Source organism: Streptomyces sp. NPDC014882 (assembly GCF_043081325.1).
Classification (GTDB): domain Bacteria; phylum Actinomycetota; class Actinomycetes; order Streptomycetales; family Streptomycetaceae; genus Streptomyces.
The window spans coordinates 223,652-241,366 of the sequence record NZ_JBIBWL010000006.1; the positions used below are offsets into that span (position 1 = coordinate 223,652).

The 17,715-nt window shown below is 73.2% G+C and carries 11 protein-coding genes; 6 read left to right on the plus strand and 5 right to left on the minus strand.

The window, feature by feature from the left end; translation table 11 throughout:
* Positions 1 to 97: 97 nt before the first annotated feature.
* Entirely contained in the window at positions 98 to 1,312 is a 1,215-nt protein-coding gene (locus ACF09K_RS16965) for a globin domain-containing protein (protein ID WP_392244274.1), read from the plus strand.
* Positions 1,313 to 1,538: 226 nt separating this feature from the next.
* A complete protein-coding gene (locus ACF09K_RS16970; RefSeq protein WP_392244276.1) occupies positions 1,539 to 3,110 on the plus strand; it encodes an oleate hydratase in 1,572 nt (523 codons plus the stop codon).
* 99 nt (positions 3,111 to 3,209) lie between these two features.
* Here ACF09K_RS16970 and ACF09K_RS16975 read toward each other — a convergent pair whose 3' ends face one another.
* The 5 genes from ACF09K_RS16975 to ACF09K_RS16995 form a co-directional block, all read right to left on the minus strand.
* A complete protein-coding gene (locus ACF09K_RS16975) occupies positions 3,210 to 3,773 on the minus strand; it encodes a hypothetical protein (protein WP_392244277.1) in 564 nt (187 codons plus the stop codon).
* Between the two features lie 3 nt (positions 3,774 to 3,776).
* A complete protein-coding gene (gene ctaD / locus ACF09K_RS16980) occupies positions 3,777 to 5,483 on the minus strand; it encodes a cytochrome c oxidase subunit I (protein WP_392244278.1) in 1,707 nt (568 codons plus the stop codon).
* Between the two features lie 297 nt (positions 5,484 to 5,780).
* Positions 5,781 to 6,527 carry a pyruvate formate-lyase-activating protein gene (gene pflA, locus ACF09K_RS16985; RefSeq protein WP_392244280.1) on the minus strand — a complete coding sequence of 249 codons (747 nt, stop codon included), beginning with the start codon at positions 6,525 to 6,527 and terminating at the stop codon, positions 5,781 to 5,783.
* Entirely contained in the window at positions 6,524 to 8,782 is a 2,259-nt protein-coding gene (pflB, locus tag ACF09K_RS16990; protein ID WP_392244282.1) for a formate C-acetyltransferase, read from the minus strand. Before pflB ends, pflA begins: the two co-directional genes overlap by 4 nt.
* A gap of 773 nt (positions 8,783 to 9,555) precedes the next feature.
* Positions 9,556 to 10,488: a universal stress protein gene (locus ACF09K_RS16995; protein WP_392244284.1), complete on the minus strand. Its 933-nt coding sequence runs from the start codon at positions 10,486 to 10,488 to the stop codon at positions 9,556 to 9,558.
* A 269-nt stretch (positions 10,489 to 10,757) separates the two neighbouring features.
* On the opposite strand from ACF09K_RS16995, the gene ppdK reads away from it, so the two are divergent.
* The 4 genes from ppdK (at position 10,758) to adhE (ending at position 17,564) form a co-directional block, all read left to right on the plus strand.
* Positions 10,758 to 13,454 (plus strand): pyruvate, phosphate dikinase, encoded by a 2,697-nt coding sequence (gene ppdK / locus ACF09K_RS17000; RefSeq protein WP_392244286.1) that lies wholly within the window; start codon positions 10,758 to 10,760, stop codon positions 13,452 to 13,454.
* Positions 13,455 to 13,557: 103 nt separating this feature from the next.
* The gene (locus tag ACF09K_RS17005; RefSeq protein WP_392244288.1) at positions 13,558 to 13,941 is read left to right on the plus strand and encodes a hypothetical protein; all 384 of its coding nucleotides are present in this window, start codon (positions 13,558 to 13,560) and stop codon (positions 13,939 to 13,941) included.
* 86 nt (positions 13,942 to 14,027) lie between these two features.
* Positions 14,028 to 14,672 carry a CBS domain-containing protein gene (locus ACF09K_RS17010; protein ID WP_392244289.1) on the plus strand — a complete coding sequence of 215 codons (645 nt, stop codon included), beginning with the start codon at positions 14,028 to 14,030 and terminating at the stop codon, positions 14,670 to 14,672.
* A 219-nt stretch (positions 14,673 to 14,891) separates the two neighbouring features.
* A complete protein-coding gene (adhE, locus tag ACF09K_RS17015) occupies positions 14,892 to 17,564 on the plus strand; it encodes a bifunctional acetaldehyde-CoA/alcohol dehydrogenase (protein ID WP_392244291.1) in 2,673 nt (890 codons plus the stop codon).
* Positions 17,565 to 17,715: the final 151 nt, after the last annotated feature.

Consider the following 17,715-nt stretch of genomic DNA (forward strand, 5'->3'; position numbering starts at 1 on the left):
AACGGCGCCGAAACACGGCCGGGTGCCTGCTACACAGAAGGTGCCGCCCGACGCGACGCGGCGCACTTCCCCCTCGTCCCCCTGCCCGGGAGGCTCCATGCTGTCCGCAGAATCCGCCGCCGTGATCCGTGCGACCCTGCCCGCCGTGGCCGGCGCGCTCGACGAGATCACCACCCGCTTCTACGGCGCGATGTTCCGCGACCGGCCGGAACTGCTCGACGGAATGTTCAACCGCGGCAACCAGGCCAGCGGGGCGCAGCGCCGCGCCCTCGCCGGTTCGATCGCCGGGTTCGCCACCGCGCTCCTCGAGGACCCGGACACCCGCCCGGACACCCTGCTGGACCGCATCGCCCACAAGCACGCCGCCGTCGGTGTCACCGACGACCAGTACACGATCGTGCACAAGTACCTCTTCGGCGCGATAGCCGAGGTTCTCGGCGACGCCGTCACCGCGGAGGTGGCGGCCGCCTGGGACGAGGTGTACTGGCTGATGGCCGGCGCCCTGATCGGCCGGGAGGCCCGCCTGTACCAGGACGCGGGCGTGGAGCCCGGCAAGGTGTGGCGGCAGTGGACGGTCGTCGAACGCCGTACCGAGACCCCGGACGTGGTGTCCTTCCTGCTCCGTCCCGCCGACGGCCGGCCGGCGCCGCGGGCGCGGGCGGGCCAGTACGTGAGCGTCCGGGTCCGGATGGCCGACGGCGTGCACCAGCTGCGCCAGTACAGCCTGTCCGGCGACCCGGGCGGCGACCTGCGGCGGATCACCGTCAAGCGGGTCGCCGGGACGGCCGGGACGCCGGACGGCGAGGTCTCCGGGCTGCTCCACGAGCAGGTCCGCGAAGGCGGCGAACTGACGCTCTCCGCGCCCTTCGGCGACGTCTTCCTCGACGAACCGGCCGACGCCGGCACCCCGGTCACGCTGGTCTCCGCGGGCATCGGCGGCACCCCCATGACGGGCATCCTGGCCCACCTCGAAGCCCTGGGTGCGACCCGCCCGGTGCTCGTCCTGCACGCCGACCGCTCCCCCGCCGACCACGCCCTGCGCGCCGACACCCGCGCGCTCGTCGAGCGGCTGCCGAACGCGCGCTCCGTGTTCTGGTACGAGCGTCCCGGCACGGAGGAACCCGACGCCCGCGAAGGCCTGATGGACCTCGACGGCATCGACGTGCCCGCCGACTCCACGGTGTTCCTGTGCGGCCCGCTGCCGTTCATGCGCGAGGCGCGCGCGCAGCTGCTGCGCGCCGGGGTCGCGGCCCGGAGCATCCGCTACGAGGTCTTCGGTCCCGACCTGTGGCTGCCCGGCACGGCGGCCTGACGGCGGGGGGAGGACACCGCGGAGTGGGGCCGCGGTGGACACGGGCCCGGTCGGTGGCGGTTCACCGGCCGGGCCCTTCGCATGCCCGGCAGAGGGCTCGGCAGAAGGCGGGGTCCGGGCCGTTCGGACCGCGCCGGTGACCAACGGCCCCTGACGGCACCGGCCCGCGCGGGAGAGGCTGGGGCCGTGGGTCCCCGACCAGGTGACCGGAACGAGGAGTCGTGTGATGGCCAAGGCGTATCTGGTGGGCAGCGGGGTGGCGGCACTCGCCGCGGCCACGTTCCTGATCCGCGAGGGCGGGTTCGACGGTTCGGACATCCACCTCTTCGAGGAGAAGCGCGACATCGGCGGCAGCCTGGACGCGGGCGGCACTCCCGAGGCCGGCTACACCCTGCGCGGCGGGCGGATGTTCGAGGCCGAGTACCGCTGCACGTACGACCTGCTGTCCGGCATTCCCTCCCTCGACGACCCCGCGGTGTCGGTCACGGAGGAAATCCGTTCCGGGCACGAGGAGTTCGCCTGGGACGACATCGCACGGCTCGTCGACGGGGACGGGAAGATCGTCGACACCCGCTCGATGGGGTTCTCCGAACGCGACCGCGTGGACCTGGTGCGCTGTCTGGCCGCGCCCGAGGGGCACTTCGAGGGCAAGCGGATCAGCGACTGCTTCGGCGAGCACTTCTTCACCACGAACTTCTGGTTCCTGTGGTGCACCACGTTCGCCTTCCAGCCCTGGCACAGCGCGATCGAGTTCCGCCGCTACCTCAGGCGCTTCGTCCACCTCCTCCCCGGGCTCGCCTCCCTGTCGGGCGTCCAGCGCACCCGCTACAACCAGTACGACTCCCTCGTGCGTCCGCTGAGCGCGTGGCTGCGCGAACGGGGCGTCACCGTGCACACCGGCTGCCACGTCACCGACCTCGGGCTCGCGCCGGGGCACCGGAGCACCACGGTCGAGACCGTCCACCTCTCCCGGCACGGACGGGAGGAGAGGATCGCCGTGGCCCCCGAGGACCTGGTCCTGGTGACCAACGGGTCCATGACCGACGCCTCCAGCCTCGGCTCCCACACCGCCGCGCCGCCCGAGCACCCGCACCGCTCGGACGCCTGGCTGCTGTGGCACCGGCTGTCGCGCGGCCGTGCCGACTTCGGGAACCCGGCCGCCTTCGACAAGCGCGTCAAGGAGTCCCGCTGGGAGTCGTTCACGGTCACCGCCGGGGACCCGGCCTTCCTGGACGCGCTCGCGGAGTTCAGCGGCCGCGAGACCGGCCGGGGCGGCCTGATGACCTTCACCGGCTCCAACTGGCTGCTCACGATCGTCGCCCAGCGCCAGCCGGTCTACCGCGACCAGCCCGACGGCGTCTCGGTGTGGTGGGGCTACGGCCTGTTCCCGGGCCGCGCGGGCAACCACACGCCGAAGCCGATGACGATGTGCTCCGGGCGGGAGATCCTCGAAGAGGTGCTGTACCACCTGCCGTTCGACGAGGCGGTGCGGGACCGGGTCCGCAGGACGTCCACCGTCGTGCCGTGCCTCATGCCGTACGTCACCAGTCAGTTCCTGGCCCGCCGCCGCCACGACCGCCCGAAGGTCGTGCCGGACGGCTCGGTCAACCTCGCCTTCATCGGCCAGTTCGCGGAGGTGCCCGACGACGTCGTCTTCACCGTCGAGTACTCCGTGCGCACCGCGTGGACGGCCGTGGCGCAGCTCCTCGGCCTGCCCTCGGGGCCGCCCGAGGTGTACAGGGGCCACCACGATCCGCACGTGCTGGCCGCCGCGCTGGAGACCGTGCACCGCCGGTGAGACCGGGGCGCGGCCGGTCGCCGCGCACCCGGCCACGGCAACCGGCAACGGCCCGGGCGGTGTCACCAGGATTGCTGGTGACACCGCCCGGGCCGTTCGTCACCGGTCCCGGTGCCGCTGCCCCGGAAGGTGCCGCGCGCCGCGGCGGGCCAGGCCCGCCCAGCCGATCGCGACGGCCAGGGACAGGACCGTCACTCCGGCGGGGGCGGCGATCGCCGCCCAGGTCCGGCCGGAGCCGGTGCCGCCGGCCGTCACGAGTACCGCCGAGGCCGACGCGGCGGCCAGGCCGACGCCCAGGAGAGCGACGAAGAGGGTGGCGAGGCGGCGGGCGGGCCGGGGCGGGGCCTGGCCCAGCAGCGCCCAGTCGCGCAGGGTCTCGCGCACCTCACGCCGGCGTTGCGCGGCCGCGCGGATCCGGAGGCAGGCCGTGACGGCCGCGCCCGCTCCGGCCAGGGCCACGGGCAGCCGCCACGTCTCGGCGACCAGCAGCAGGACAGTGAGGCCCGCGACCGTGGCCCACCCGCTCAGGCAGGCCGCCGCCGCGTTGCGGCGGGAGTCGGGACGGTCGGCCCCCGCCCGCACCTCCGCGAGGGCGGGCAGGTACCAGACGCAGCCGGAGGCGGTCACCAGGGCGGTGCCCAGGGCCAGGACGGGCTGTGCCACGGCTCACGCCGCCGTTTCGGTCTCGGCGATCTCCGGGTGGTGCAGGTCGAACGCCGGCGACTCGGAGCGGATCCGCGGGAGCGAGGTGAAGTTGTGGCGCGGCGGCGGGCAGGAGGTCGCCCACTCCAGGGAGCGGCCGTAGCCCCACGGGTCGTCGACCTGGACCGGCTTGCCGTACCTGGCGGTCTTCCACACGTTGTAGAAGAACGGCAGGATCGACAGGCCCAGCAGGAACGAGCCGATCGTGGACAGGGTGTTGAGGGCGGTGAACCCGTCGGCGGCGAGGTAGTCGGCGTAGCGGCGCGGCATGCCCTCGGTGCCGAGCCAGTGCTGGACCAGGAAGGTGAGGTGGAAGCCGACCGTGAGGGTCCAGAAGGTGATCTTGCCGAGGCGCTCGTCGAGCATCTTGCCGGTGAACTTCGGCCACCAGAAGTGGAAGCCGGCGAACATGGCGTACACGACGGTGCCGAACACCGTGTAGTGGAAGTGCGCCACCACGAAGTACGAGTCGGACAGGTGGAAGTCCATGGGCGGCGAGGCGAGGATGACGCCGGTCAGTCCGCCGAAGACGAACGTGATCAGGAAGCCCGTCGTCCACAGCATCGGGGTCTCGAAACTCAGCGACCCCTTCCACATCGTGCCGATCCAGTTGAAGAACTTCACCCCGGTGGGCACCGCGATCAGGAACGTCATGAAGGAGAAGAACGGCAGCAGCACACCGCCGGTGACGTACATGTGGTGCGCCCAGACCGTCACCGACAGGCCCGCGATGGCGATGGTGGCGCCGATCAGGCCCATGTAGCCGAACATCGGCTTGCGGGAGAAGACCGGGATCACCTCGGAGACGATGCCGAAGAACGGCAGCGCCAGGATGTACACCTCGGGGTGGCCGAAGAACCAGAACAGGTGCTGCCACAGCAGCGCGCCGCCGTTGGCCGGGTCGAAGACGTGGCTGCCGAACTTGCGGTCGCACTCCAGGGCGAACAGGGCCGCCGCCAGGACCGGGAAGACGAGCAGGATCAGTACGGCGGTCAGCAGGACGTTCCAGGTGAAGATCGGCATGCGGAACATGGTCATGCCGGGCGCGCGCATGCAGATGATGGTGGTGATGAAGTTGACCGCGCCCAGGATCGAGCCGAAGCCCGAGAGCGCGACGCCCATGATCCACATGTCGGACCCGATCCCGGGCGAGTGGACGGCGTCGGACAGCGGGGCGTACAGGAACCATCCGAAGTCGGCCGCGCCCTCGGGGGTGAGGAAGCCGAACGCCGCGATCGACGACCCGAACAGGAACAGCCAGTAGGCCAGCATGTTCAGCCGGGGGAAGGCCACGTCCGGGGCGCCGATCTGCAACGGCATGATCCAGTTGGCGAAGCCGGTGAACAGCGGCATGGCGAACATCAGCAGCATGATCGAGCCGTGCATCGTGAACGCCTGGTTGAACTGCTCGTTCGACATGATCTGCAGCCCGGGGCGGGCGAGTTCGGCGCGCATCATCAAGGCCATCACGCCGCCGACGACGAAGAACACGAACGCGGTGACCAGGTACAGCGTCCCGATCTTCTTGTGGTCGGTGGTCGTCAGCCACTCCGCCCAGGACGGCCGGGCCGGCCGGGCCGCCGCCCGCACGGCCGGGGCGGCCTCGCGGGGCGCGGGACGCCTCGGGGCGTCTCCCGCGTGTGTCACCTGGTCCAACTGCGCCTCGTCCATCGGACGGCGTCCTCCCCATCTGTTCATGTGGCTCGAGGGCCGGGAAGCACGCACGGGTCGCAGCACTGCAGGGCCGGGCCCTGTGCACGGTGGATGGCGCGGCACTCCCGGCCGCTGCCACATGATCGCTGGCGGGCACCCCCCTGCGACTAGGGTCGAACGGCCCCGGCATCGGCCCGCGCTTGGGCCCAACGGCCCCTCTCGCCTCCCGCGCCGGACCGCACCCTGGTCCGGCCGAGGCGCCGGGCCGGCCGAGGCGCCGGGCCGGCCGAGGCGCCGGGCCGGCCGAGGCGCCGGTCAGTGGGCCGTCAGCCCGTGCGCGCGGAACTGGCCGCGGACCCGGTCCACCAGGGCCGCGTCGGGGACGGGGGTGTCCCGCAGCGGGAAGGGGATGCCCAGGGCGTCGTACTTGGCCGCCCCGAGCTTGTGGAAGGGCAGCACGTCGACCCGCTCCACGCTGTCGAGGCCGGACAGGAAACGGGCCAGCCCGTCGACGGCCTCGGGGTCGTCGGTCCAGCCGGGGACCAGCACGTACCGGACCCACATCCGCTTGCCCAGCCGGTCGAGGCGGGTGGCGAAGTTGAGGGTGGGGACCACCTCGCCGCCGGTCAGCTTCCGGTAGGTGGGGACGTCGAAGGACTTGACGTCCAGCAGCACCAGGTCGACGTCGGCGAGCAGTTCGTCCGTCGCGCGGACGCCCAGGAACCCGGAGGTGTCCAGCGCCGTGTGCAGTCCGGCCTCCTTGCAGCGGCGCAGCACGGCGCCGGTCAGGGCGGGCTGGAGCAGGGGCTCCCCGCCGGTGAGGGTGACTCCGCCGCCGGCCGCGGTGAGGAACGCCCGGTACTTGTCGATCTCCGCCATCACCTCGTCGACGGTCGCCTCCCGCCCGTCCCGCATGTGCCAGGTGTCCGGGTTGGCGCAGTACAGGCAGCGCAGCGGGCAGCCGCTGACGAAGAGGACGAACCGGGTCCCGGGACCGTCCACGCCGGTGGACAGGTCCCAGGAGTGGATCCGGCCCTTCGTGCGGCCGACGGCGGTGTTCACAGCGCCCCGTGGAAGGTGCGGCTGATCACGTCGAGCTGCTGCTCGCGGGTCAGGCGGACGAAGTTGACGGCGTATCCGGAGACCCGGATCGTCAGCTCCGGGTACTTCTCGGGGTGGGCCATCGCGTCCTCGAGCGTGGCCCGGTTCAGGACGTTGACGTTCATGTGGAACCCTCCGGCGGACATGTAGCCGTCGAGGATGCCGACCAGGTGCCCGGCGCGCTCCTCGGGGACGTGCCCCAGTCCCTCCGGGGTGATGGTCGTCGTCAGCGAGATGCCGTCCCGCGCCGCCTCGTACGGCAGCTTGGCCACCGACAGGGCCGAGGCGGCCACGCCGTGCCGGTCCCGTCCGTTCATCGGGTTCGCGCCCGGCGCGAAGGGCTGTCCGGCCCGCCGGCCGTCGGGGGTGTTGCCGGTGTGCTTGCCGTAGACGACGTTGGAGGTGATGGTCAGGACCGACTGGGTGTGCTCGGCGTCCCGGTAGGTGGGGTGCTTGCGCACCTTCGCCATGAACGACTCCACCAGGTCGACGGCGAGGACGTCGGCGCGGTCGTCGTTGTTGCCGTAGGCCGGGAACTCGCCCTCGGTGCGGAAGTCCACGGCCAGCCCGGTGGCGTCCCGGACGACCCGCACCCGGGCGTGCTTCACGGCGGACAGGCTGTCGGCGGCGACCGAGAGGCCGGCGATGCCGCAGGCCATGAAGCGGTGGACCGGGTAGTCGTGGAGGGCCATCTCGATGCGCTCGTAGGCGTACTTGTCGTGCATGTAGTGGATGACGTTGAGCGCGTCGACGTAGGTCTGCGCCAGCCAGTCCAGGACCTTGTCGTAGGCGGCGGTCAGTTCGTCGTAGTCCAGGTACTCGCCGGTCAGCGGGGGCATCTCGGGGGTGATCTGGTCTCCGGTCATCTCGTCCCGGCCGCCGTTGACGGCGTACAGCAGTGCCTTGGCGAGGTTGACGCGGGCGCCGAAGAACTGCATCTGCCGGCCCACCGCCATCGCGGAGACGCAGCAGGCGATCGCCGTGTCGTCGCCGGTGCGCGGGCGCATCAGCTCGTCCGACTCGTACTGGACGGCGCTGGTGTCGATGGAGACCTGGGCGCAGAACTCCTTGAAGCCCGCCGGCAGCCCCGGCGACCACAGCACGGTCAGGTTCGGCTCGGGAGCGGGTCCGAGGTTGTACAGGGTCTGCAGGAAGCGGAAGGAGGTGCGGGTGACCAGGGGGCGGCCGTCCGCGCCGATGCCGCCGATCGACTCCGTCACCCACGTCGGGTCGCCGGAGAACAGGGCGTCGTACTCGGGGGTGCGCAGGAAGCGGACGATCCGCAGCTTGATGACGAAGTCGTCGATCAGCTCCTGGGCGCGTGCCTCGTCGAGGACGCCTTCGTCCAGGTCCCGCTGGAGGTAGACGTCCAGGAAGGTGGAGGTGCGTCCGAGCGACATCGCCGCGCCGTTCTGCTCCTTCACCGCCGCCAGGTAGCCGAGGTACAGCCACTGCACGGCCTCGTGGGCGGTGGCCGCCGGCCGGGAGACGTCGCAGCCGTAGGTCGCCGCCATGCGGGTCAGCTCGGCCAGCGCCCGGACCTGCTCGGCCAGTTCCTCGCGGTCCCGGATGACGTGTTCGCTCGAAGGCCGGGCGTCGAGTCCCGCGCGTTCGGCGCGCTTGGCCTCGATCAGCCGGTCGGTGCCGTACAGCGCGACGCGCCGGTAGTCGCCGATGATGCGGCCGCGGCCGTACGCGTCGGGGAGTCCGGTGATGATGCCGACCCTGCGGGCCGCCTTCATGGCGGGGGTGTAGGCGTCGAAGACACCGTCGTTGTGGGTCTTGCGGTAGGTCCCGAAGACCTTGTCCACGAACGGGTCGGCCTCGTAGCCGTACGCCTTCAGGCCGTTCTGCACCATGCGCAGGCCGCCGTTCGGCATGATCGCGCGCTTGAGCGGGGCGTCGGTCTGCAGGCCGACGATCAGCTCGCGGTCGCGGTCGATCCAGCCGGGGGCGTGCGAGGTGATCGTCGAGGGGGTCGCGGTGTCCACGTCGAGGATGCCGCGCTCACGCTCCTCGGGGAACAGCGCGCTGACCTTCTCCCAGACGGCCCGCGTACGGTCCGTGGGACCGCTCAGGAAGGCCGCGTCACCCTCGTACGGGGTGTAGTTGGACTGGATGAAGTCGCGCACGTCGATGCGTTCGCGCCAGGTGCCGCCGCGGAACTCCCGCCAGGCGTCGGCGGTGCGGGGGCCGGCTGTCATCGTCGTGGTCATCACGGGTCCTCTCGGTGAGCCGTTGTCTCGCTGACGATGTTGCTCGTTCCGGCCGGCGGCGGGCAGTGCCGGTCAGTGCACGCGCGGGTCCCGCCCGGCCCCGCTGTCCCGGGACCTTCGGCCCGCGCGCCGCCGGCTCCTCGGCCGGTCGGGCGGGCCGTCGGGCGAGCGGGCCGCCGGGCGGTGATCGGGCGCGGGGCGGGGTGGAGCGGGAGGACGGCCGGGGCGGGTGCCGTCGGGCTCCCCGCGGGCGGGCCCGGCGCTGTCCGGCACCGCCCGTCGCCGTTCGGCCCGTCGCCACCCGGCCCGGCGTCGGTCGTCGGCCTGAGCGAGGAACGGCGGAGGGCCGGCCGGGCAGCGGACAACCGTGCACCACCCGTCACCGCTCGCCCCGGCGACGGCCGACGCCACCCGGCGCGACGACGCTCGGCCCAACGCCACCCGGCCCGGCGTCGGTCGTCGCCCTGGACGGGGGACGGTGATGGGCCGGCCGGACTGCGGGCAACCGTGCGCCGCCTGCCGCGGGAGTCGCAGCCGGCGGGAGCCGCAGCCGGCAGCAGGGGACGGCCTGCGGCAAGGGGACGACCGGTCCGGGGTCCGTCGAGCGCCGTGCCGGGCCGGTCGGTCAGGGGCGGTCGGGCCGGGCAGGGGCGGTCGGGCCGGGCAGGGGCGGTCCTGTTCGGCCGGGCCGCACGAGCGCCGCGGGTGGTCGCCGCACGAGCGCCGCGGGCGGTCCCCCGGCCAACCGGTCGGGGGACCGCCCGCGGACGGGCTCAGTCGTGCGGGACCACGGCGACGGGACAGCCGACGTGGTGCAGGGCCGCGTGCGCCACCGGCCCGGTGTGGGCCCCGAGGCGGTGGCCGCTCGCGCGGCGGCCCACCACGAGGAGCCCGGCGTCCTTCGCGGCGTGCACCAGCGCGACGGCGGCCCGTCCCTCGCGCACCGACCCGGTCACCCGGACGGTCGGGTACTTCTCCCGCCAGGGGCGCAGCACGGCGGCCACGGCGCTCTCCTCGGCCGCCAGCGCCTCCGGGCCCGGCGCCGGGTCGGCGACGGCGGCCGGCGCCGCGGTCTCCGCCGGGTCGAAGGCGGGGCGGTTCGGCACGCGGAAGGCGTGCACCACGCGCAGGCCGGTGCCGCGGCGGTGGGCGGCGTCGAAGGCGAACTCGAGGAGTTCGTCGCAGGGGTGGCCGACGTCCAGTCCGAGGACGACCGGGCGGAAGGGGGTCTCGGGGATCTCCTCCGGTGCGATGCCGTCCACGGCCGGCAGGTGGTCGCCCGCCTCGCCCCGGCCCGCCCGCACCAGTACCACGGGCTTCGGGGACCGGGCGACCACGCGCTGGGACACCGACCCCGTCACGAACCCGCCCACGGCGCCCAGGCCCAGCGAGCCGAGGACCAGCAGGTCGGTCTCGGCGGCGGTGGCGATCAGGGCGGCCACCGCGGCGTCGCACACGAGGCGCTCGGTGATCCGCAGATCCGGATGTGCCGCGCGGACGGCTTCGGCCGCCTCCCGCAGCACCTGTTCGGCCCACTGGTGCTCGGTGCGGTCCAGCGGTACGTCCGGTGCGGGTCGCGGGTGGCGGTGCCACGCGTGCACGATCCTGAGCCCGGTGCCCCGGCGTGCGGCCTCCCGGGCGGCCCAGTGTGCGGCCGCGAGACCCGCGGGCGAGCCGTCGACCCCTACGGCGATGTCGTGAAGCATGACGTATCCCTCCCGGTCCGGGGGACCTGCTGACACCCCCAGCCTGCACCGGGCGGAGGCCGACGGCCCCCCGGCCGAACAGCCCGGACAGCGGTCCTTTCGGCCCTGAACGGGCCGGGACGCGGGCCGAGGCGCGGGCCGAGGCGCGATCCCGGGGCGCGGGCCGGGGCCGACCGGCCCCCGCGGGCGGGACCGCCGGCATCTCGCGTGCGGCGGGTCGCGGTCCGACGCTGGAAGCATCACGTCCCCCACCTGAGGAGCACAGCGTCATGGCGCGTTACGTGTACGACTTCACCGAGGGCGGCCGTGACCTGGCCGGCCTGCTCGGCGGCAAGGGGGCGAACCTGGCCGAGATGACCCGTCTCGGACTGCCGGTGCCCCCGGGATTCACCATCACCACCGAGGCCTGCCGGGCCTTCCTGGACTTCGGCGGCGAGCCCGAGGGCATGTGGGAGGAGGTCTCCGCGCACCTGTCGGACGTCGAGGCCGCCGCGGGCCGGCTGCTGGGCGGGCCGGACGATCCGCTGCTGCTGTCCGTCCGCTCCGGGGCGCGGTTCTCCATGCCCGGCATGATGGAGACGATCCTCGACATCGGGCTCAACGACGAGTCCGTCCTCGGTCTGGCCAAGGTGTCCGGCAGCGCGCGCTTCGCCTGGGACTCCTACCGCCGTCTCGTCCAGATGTTCGGCAGCACGGTCATGGGGGTCGGCGCCGCGCACTTCGAGCGGGCCCTCGCCGAGCTGAAGGACGTGCGTGGGGTCCCGGACGACGTCCACCTGGACGCCGGCGACCTCGCCCAGCTGGTGGAGACGTACAAGGCGGTCATCCACCTGGAGGCCGGCGAGGACTTCCCGCAGTCCCCCGCCGAGCAGCTGCGCCGCGCGATCCTGGCCGTCTTCGAGTCGTGGAACGGCGAACGCGCCCGCGTCTACCGGCGCCGCGAGCACATCGCCGACGACCTCGGCACCGCGGTCAACGTGCAGCGCATGGTCTTCGGCAACCTCGGCGCCGACTCCGGCAGCGGGGTCGCCTTCACCCGCGACCCGGCCACCGGACGCCCCGGCCTGTACGGCGACTACCTGTCCAACGCCCAGGGCGAGGACGTCGTCGCCGGCATCCGCAACACCGTCCCCCTCGACGAACTGGGCCGGCTGAACCCGGACGCGTTCGCCCGGCTGCGCGACCACATGGAAACGCTGGAGCGTCACTACCGGGACCTGTGCGACATCGAGTTCACCGTCGAGCGCGGCACGCTGTGGATGCTCCAGACCCGCGTGGGCAAGCGCACCGCGGAGGCCGCCTTCGCCATCGCCGCCGCCCTGGCCGACGAGGGGCTCATCACCGCGGACGACGGCCTCGCCCGGGTGAACGGCGAGGGTCTCGCCCGGCTGATGTTCCCGCGCTTCGACGCCTCGGCGAACGGTGAGCCGCTCGCCCACGGCATCGCGGCCTCGCCCGGTGCCGCGGTCGGCGCGGCGGTCTTCTCCTCCGCGGAGGCCGTGCGGCGCGCCGCGGCCGGCGAGAAGGTGGTGCTCGTCCGGCAGGAGACCAACCCCGACGACCTGCCCGGCATGATCGCCGCCCAGGCGGTGCTCACCAGCCGCGGCGGCAAGACGAGCCACGCGGCCGTCGTCGCCCGCGGCATGGGGAAGGTCTGCGTGTGCGGCGCCGAGGAACTCTCCGTCGACCTCGAGGAGCGGCGCTTCACCACGCCCGACGGCACGGTCGTGGAGGAGGGCACGGTCGTCTCCGTGGACGGTTCCGCCGGAGCCGTGTACGCGGGCGCGGTGCCGCTGGTCGACTCGGAGGTCATGCGCTTCCTGGAGGACGGCCGTTCGGACGGGCACGCGGCCGACGTGGTCGGCGGGGTGGCCCGCGCCCTGGACCGGGCCGACGCCGTCCGGCGACTGGAGGTGCGCGCCAACGCCGACACCCCCGAGGACGCCGCCCGCGCACGCCGGTTCGGCGCGCAGGGCATCGGCCTGTGCCGCACCGAGCACATGTTCCTCGGCGAGCGCCGCAAGCTGGTCGAGGAGATGATCCTGGCCCGCACGGAGGTCGAGCGCGACCGGGCCCTGGCGGCGCTCCTGCCGCTCCAGCGGGAGGACTTCACCCGCATCCTGGAGGCGATGGACGGCCTGCCGGTCACCATCCGGCTGCTGGACCCGCCGCTGCACGAGTTCCTGCCCGACCACACCGAACTCGCCGTCCGCATCGCCGCCGACGAGGCCCGCGGCGACCTGCCCGACGCGCACGACGTCGAGCTGCTCACGGCGGTCAGCCGCATGCACGAGGAGAACCCGATGCTCGGGCTGCGGGGCGTGCGCCTCGGCCTGGTGGTGCCCGGGCTGGTCGCCATGCAGGTGCGGGCGATCGGCGAGGCCGTCGCCCGGCGGGTGTCGGCCGGCGGCGACCCGCGGGCGGAGATCATGGTCCCGCTCGTGGGGGACGTCCGTGAGCTGCGGATCGTGCGCGAGGAGGTGCGGCGCGTGCTCGACGAGGTCTCCGCGGCGTCGGGCGTCCGCGTCGACTGCCCCGTCGGGACGATGATCGAGCTGCCCAGGGCGGCGCTGACGGCCGGCCTGATCGCCGGCGAGGCGGAGTTCTTCTCCTTCGGCACCAACGACCTGACCCAGACCACCTGGGGCTTCTCCCGGGACGACGTGGAGGCGGAGTTCTTCTCGGCCTACCTCGACAAGGGCGTCTTCCCCGTCTCCCCGTTCGAGACGCTCGACCGGGACGGGGTGGGGCGGCTGATCGGGATCGCCGTCGCCGAGGGCCGTGCCGCCCGGCCCGGGCTGAAGATCGGGGTGTGCGGCGAGCACGGCGGGGACCCCGACTCGGTGCACTTCTTCCACGCCGCGGGCCTGGACTACGTCTCCTGCTCGCCCTTCCGGGTGCCGGTGGCGCGTCTGGAGGCCGGACGGGCGGCGCTGGAGGCGGCCGACGTCAGCGACAGCAGGTGAGCGGGACCCTCGGCCCCGGTACCGGGGTCGGCCGACCCTGGGACCGGGGCGCCGCGCGCAGCAGGCTTGAGGTGTACCGGAACGATCACGAGGAGCGGATCACATGACTGCCAAGGACACGGTCACGGGCGAGGTCGTCACCACCGTGGTGGTGCGCGCCGAGGGCGACGTCGACGAGGAGTCCCTCGCGTACCTGCGGGAGAAGACGGGTGCCGCGCTCGACCGGCGCGGGCTCCCGGCCGTCAGCGGCGAGGTGCGCGTGACCAGGGCCGTGGCCCACCACGTCGAACTGCCCTGGTCCGCCGCCGCCGAGATCCGGGTGGGGAGGGAACTCGTGGTCGTCCACGCCCGCGAGGCCACCGCCCACGAGCTCGCCGACCGGCTCCACGACCGGCTGCGCGACGGAACCGAACGCGTCGCGCACCGCGGGGACGTGACCCGCAGGACGGCCACGCCGCCGCCGTGGCGCGGCGGACCGCAGCAGTAGGGCCCGCGGGCCCGTGCCCGAACCGGCGGGGGGCGGGGGACCGATGCGGCTCCCGTCTCCCGCCCACGCCCGTGAGGAGAACCACCGTGACACACCGCACCGTCGGCGAAGTGATGACCAGGGACGTCGTCGAGGCACGCCGGACGACGCCGTTCAAGGAGGTCGTACGGCTGCTCGACCACCACCGGATCAGCGGCCTGCCGGTGCTCGACGACGACGACAAGGTGCTCGGGGTGGTCTCCGGGACCGACCTGGTGCGCGCGCAGGCGAACCGGTCCGGGCACGGCCGGGCCGGCGCCGTCACCGCCGCCGACCTGATGTCGAGCCCCGCGATCACCGTGCACCCCGAACAGAGCGTCCCGGACGCGGCCCGGCTGATGGAGCGCCGCGGCGTCGAGCGCCTGCCCGTCGTCGACGAGGAGGACCGCCTCATCGGCATCGCCACCCGCCGGGATCTGCTCCGGGTCTTCCTGCGGACGGACGAGGACCTGAGCCGCCAGGTCGGCGAGGAGGTCGTCGGCAGGACCCTGGGACTGCCGCCGGACGCCGTCCGCGTCTCCGTCCGCGACGGCGTCGTCACCCTCGACGGCCGGGTGGAGGCGCGCAGCCAGGTCCCGGAGGCCGTGCGCGCGGCGTGGCGGCTCGAAGGCGTCGTGGGCGTGGTGAACGCGCTGACGTTCCGCGTCGACGACTGCGCGCCGGCCGCGTCCGGCCCCTCGGGGTCCCGTTGAGGCGCCCTGACCGAACGGGCCGACAGGCCCTGCGAGTTCGGGCCGGACGGTCTCGGACGGGGACCTTCGGCGACTGCGAAGAAACCCCGGTCCGCAGCACAGTGGAGTCAGGAAGCGGCGCCGCCCACCGCGGCGCCGGTCCCGCTCCTGCCACCGCCGTGCTCGCACGGCGCCCCTGAGCCGTGGGTCCACGGCACCCCTGACACTGGAGGCTCTTCCATGACCCGCCACGCATCCCGGACCAGGGCCACGGCCGGCACCGAGGCCCCCTCCGGCACCACGGTCGGCACCGAGGCCCCCTCCGACACCGCGGTCGCCGTGGACCGGCTGGTCACGGCCGGTCTCAAGGCCCTCGCCGACTACGAGGACCTCACCCAGGAGCAGGTGGACCACATCGTGAAGAAGGCCTCGGTCGCCGCCCTGGACCAGCACACCGCACTGGCCCGCCTGGCGGTGGAGGAGACCGGACGGGGGGTCTTCGAGGACAAGGCGGCCAAGAACATGTTCGCCTGCGAGCACGTCACGCACAGCATGGGCCCCATGAAGACCGTCGGTGTCATCGCCCGCGACGACATCGAGGACATGGTCGAGATAGCCGAGCCGGTCGGTGTGGTGTGCGCGATCACGCCCGTCACCAACCCGACCTCCACCACGATCTTCAAGGCGCTGATGGCGCTCAAGACCCGCAACCCGGTCGTGTTCGCCTTCCACCCCTCCGCCCAGCGGTGCAGCGCCGAGGCGGCCCGGATCGTGCGCGACGCCGCCGTCGCCGCCGGTGCCCCCGAACACTGCGTGCAGTGGATCGAGGCGCCCTCGGTCGAGGCGACGAACACGCTGATGCGGCACCCGGGCGTCTCCCTGATCCTCGCCACCGGAGGCAACGCCATGGTCAAGGCCGCCTACTCGGCGGGCAAGCCGGCCCTGGGCGTGGGCGCGGGCAACGTCCCCGCCTACGTGCACCGGAGCGCCAAGCTGCGCCGCGCCGTCAACGACCTCGTGCTGTCGAAGTCCTTCGACAACGGCATGATCTGCGCCTCCGAGCAGGCCGTCATCCTGGACACCGGGATCTACGACGCGGCACTGGCCGAGTTCCGCACCCTGCACGCCCACCTGGCCACCGCGCAGGAGAAGGCGAAGCTGGAGGCGTTCCTCTTCCCCGTCGACCACGAGGCGGGGGCCGGCTGCGAGCCCAAGGTCAACGCGGCGGCCGTCGGGCAGAGTCCGGCGTGGATCGCCGAGCAGGCCGGGTTCGCCGTGCCGGAGCACACCTCGCTGATCCTCGTGGAGGCCTCCCGGGTGGGACCGGACGAGCCGCTGACCCGGGAGAAGCTGTGCCCGGTGCTGGCGGTGCTGCGCGCCGAGGACGAGCGCCACGGCTTCGACCTGGCCGCCGACATGGTCGCGTTCCACGGCCAGGGCCACAGCGCCGTCGTCCACACCGAGGACCGCGCCGTGGCGGAGGCCTACGGCATGCGCATGAAGACCGTGCGGATCATCGTCAACGCCCCGTCCTCGCAGGGGGCGATCGGCGGCATCTACAACGGCCTGCTGCCGTCGCTGACGCTCGGCTGCGGCTCGTGGGGCAGCACGTCGGTGTCGAACAACGTCTCCGCCGCCCAGCTGCTCAACGTCAAGCGGGTCTCCACCCGCCGCAACAACCTGCAGTGGTTCAAGGTCCCGCCGAAGATCTACTTCGAGCCGCAGGCCATCCGCTACCTCACCTCCATGCCGGACGTGCACCGCGTCACGATCGTCACCGACGCGACCATGACCCGTCTCGGCTTCGTCGACCGGATCACCGGTGTCCTGCAGCGGCGCCGCGAGCCGGTCACCCTCCAGATCATCGACAACGTCGAGCCCGAACCCAGCATCGACTCCGTGCGGCGCGGCGCCCGCCTGATGGAGGACTTCCGCCCGGACACGATCATCGCGCTCGGCGGCGGCTCGCCCATGGACGCGGCGAAGGTGATGTGGCTGCTGTACGAGCAGCCGGACATCGACTTCGCCGACATGCGGCAGAAGTTCTCCGACATCCGCAAGCGCGCCTTCCGCTTCCCGACGCTCGGCAGGCTCGCCCGCCTGGTGTGCGTGCCGACCACCTCGGGGACCGGCGCCGAGGTCACGCCGTTCGCCGTCATCTCCGACCCGGCGACCGGCAAGAAGTACCCGCTGGCCGACTACGCGCTCACCCCCAGCGTGGCCATCGTCGACCCGCTGCTGACCACCGCGCTGCCGCCGGCCCTGGCGGCCGACAGCGGCTTCGACGCCCTCACCCACGCCATCGAGGCGTACGTCTCCGTCTACGCCAACGACTTCACCGACGGCCTCGCGCTGCACGCGATCCGCCTGATCTTCGACAACATCGGGGCCGCGGTGAACGAGCGCGACGCCTCGCCCGAGGCCCGCGAGAAGATGCACAACGCCGGCACCATCGCGGGCATGGCCTTCGGCAACGCGTTCCTGGGCATCGTCCACGCGATGTCCCACACGCTGGGCGCCACCTTCCACATCGCCCACGGCCGCACCAACGCGGTCCTGCTGCCGCACGTCATCCGCTACAACGGCAGCGTCCCGACCAAGCTGACCGGCTGGCCCAAGTACGAGAACTACCGGGCCCCCGAACGCTTCCAGGACATCGCCCGCGCCCTGGGGCTGCCTGCCGCCACCCCCGCCGAGGGCGTGGAGTCCCTCGCCGTGGCCGTCGAGCGGCTGCGCGAGACCGTCGGCATCGAGCCGGCGTTCCAGGCCCTCGGCGTCGACGAGAAGGCCTTCGTCGACGCCCTGCCCCAGCAGGCGCTCAACGCCTACGAGGACCAGTGCGCGCCCGCGAACCCCCGCATGCCGATGCTGGACGACATGCAGGAGATCATGCGCGCGGCCTACTACGGCTGAGCGCGGTCGCCGGGCGGCGAGCGCGGGAGAGCCGGCCGGGCCGGGGTCCCATGACCCCGGCCCGGCCGGCTTCGGCGCGCCGGTGCGGGCGGCCGGACCGGCGACGGACGTGGGGAAGGGCCGGGCGAGACCTCCGAGAGGTCTCGCCCGG